Origin of the sequence: Legionella gresilensis (genome assembly GCF_900639865.1) — a bacterium.
GTDB lineage: Bacteria > Pseudomonadota > Gammaproteobacteria > Legionellales > Legionellaceae > Legionella_C > Legionella_C gresilensis.
The window spans coordinates 1-1,696 of record NZ_CAAAHX010000043.1; the positions used below are offsets into that span (position 1 = coordinate 1).

A 1,696-nucleotide genomic window follows, 5' to 3' on the forward strand; every position below is an offset into this window, starting at 1 on the left:
ATCTAAGTACCCAAAGGAAAAGAAATCAATTGAGATTCTCTTAGTAGCGGCGAGCGAACGGGGAAGAGCCTGGTGTGATTTATATAATTTTTGAGTGGAACGATTTGGGAAAGTCGACCATAGGGGGTGAAAGTCCCGTACACGAAGGAAGTTATAAGAACTAAGCACACGAACAAGTAGGCCGGGACACGTGTAATCCTGGTTGAAGATGGGTGGACCATCATCCAAGGCTAAATACTCCTTACTGACCGATAGTGAACCAGTACCGTGAGGGAAAGGTGAAAAGAACCCCGGAGAGGGGAGTGAAATAGACCTGAAACCGTTTGCGTACAAGCAGTGGGAGCCTGACTTTTAGTTGGGTGACTGCGTACCTTTTGTATAATGGGTCAGCGAGTTACTTTCAGTGGCGAGGTTAACTTAATAAGGGAGCCGTAGCGAAAGCGAGTCTTAATAGGGCGAAGAGTCGCTGGGAGTAGACCCGAAACCGGGCGATCTAGCCATGTGCAGGATGAAGGTTGGGTAACACCAACTGGAGGTCCGAACCGGGTAATGTTGAAAAATTATCGGATGACGTGTGGCTAGGAGTGAAAGGCTAATCAAGCCCGGAGATAGCTGGTTCTCCCCGAAAGCTATTTAGGTAGCGCCTCGTGAATGATTACCTGGGGTAGAGCACTGTTTCGGCTAGGGGGCTGTCATGGCTTACCAAACCGATGCAAACTCCGAATACAGGCTAATTGAATCACGGGAGACACACAGCGGGTGCTAACGTCCGTTGTGAAGAGGGCAACAACCCAGACCGCCAGCTAAGGTCCCCAAGTGATGATTAAGTGGGAAACGATGTGGGAAGTCACAGACAGCCAGGAGGTTGGCTTAGAAGCAGCCACCCTTTAAAGAAAGCGTAATAGCTCACTGGTCGAGTCGGCCTGCGCGGAAGATGTAACGGGGCTAAATCATCCACCGAAGCTGCGGATGTGCACAATAGTGCACGTGGTAGGGGAGCGTTCTGTAGGCTGATGAAGGTGCATTGAGAAGTGTGCTGGAGGTATCAGAAGTGCGAATGCTGACATGAGTAACGATAAAGAAGGTGAAAACCCTTCTCGCCGGAAGTCTAAGGTTTCCTGCACGACGTTAATCGGAGCAGGGTGAGTCGGCCCCTAAGGCGAGGCTGAAAAGCGTAGTCGATGGGAATAAGGTTAATAGTCCTTAACTTTTTATAAGTGGTGATGTGGGGACGAAGAAGGCTAGGTGAGCCGGGCGATGGTTGTCCCGGTCTGTGCATGTAGGCGGTGTGTTTAGGCAAATCCGGACACACATAACGCTAAGGTGCGACAGGGTTCTGACCCCTCGGGGTGCAGAGAAGTCATTGACGCCATGCTTCCAGGAAAAGCTGCTAGCCATAACTTATAGAGAACCGTACCGCAAACCGACACAGGTGGACAAGTAGAGCATACTAAGGCGCATGAGAGAACTCGGGTGAAGGAACTAGGCAAAATGGTACCGTAACTTCGGGAGAAGGTACGCCCTTGATTGTAAGTCATCTTGCATGACAAAGCAGTTGAGGGTCGCAGAGACCAGGTGGCTGCGACTGTTTATTAAAAACACAGCACTCTGCAAATTCGTAAGAAGACGTATAGGGTGTGACGCCTGCCCGGTGCCGGAAGGTTAATTGATGGGGTTATCCCTTTGGGGAGAAGCT

The 1,696-nt window shown here is 50.4% G+C and carries 1 rRNA gene; it reads left to right on the plus strand.

Features of this window, described 5'->3' with window-relative positions:
- Positions 1–1,696: ribosomal RNA gene (locus E1P04_RS17455) — 23S ribosomal RNA — on the plus strand; the annotation flags it as partial.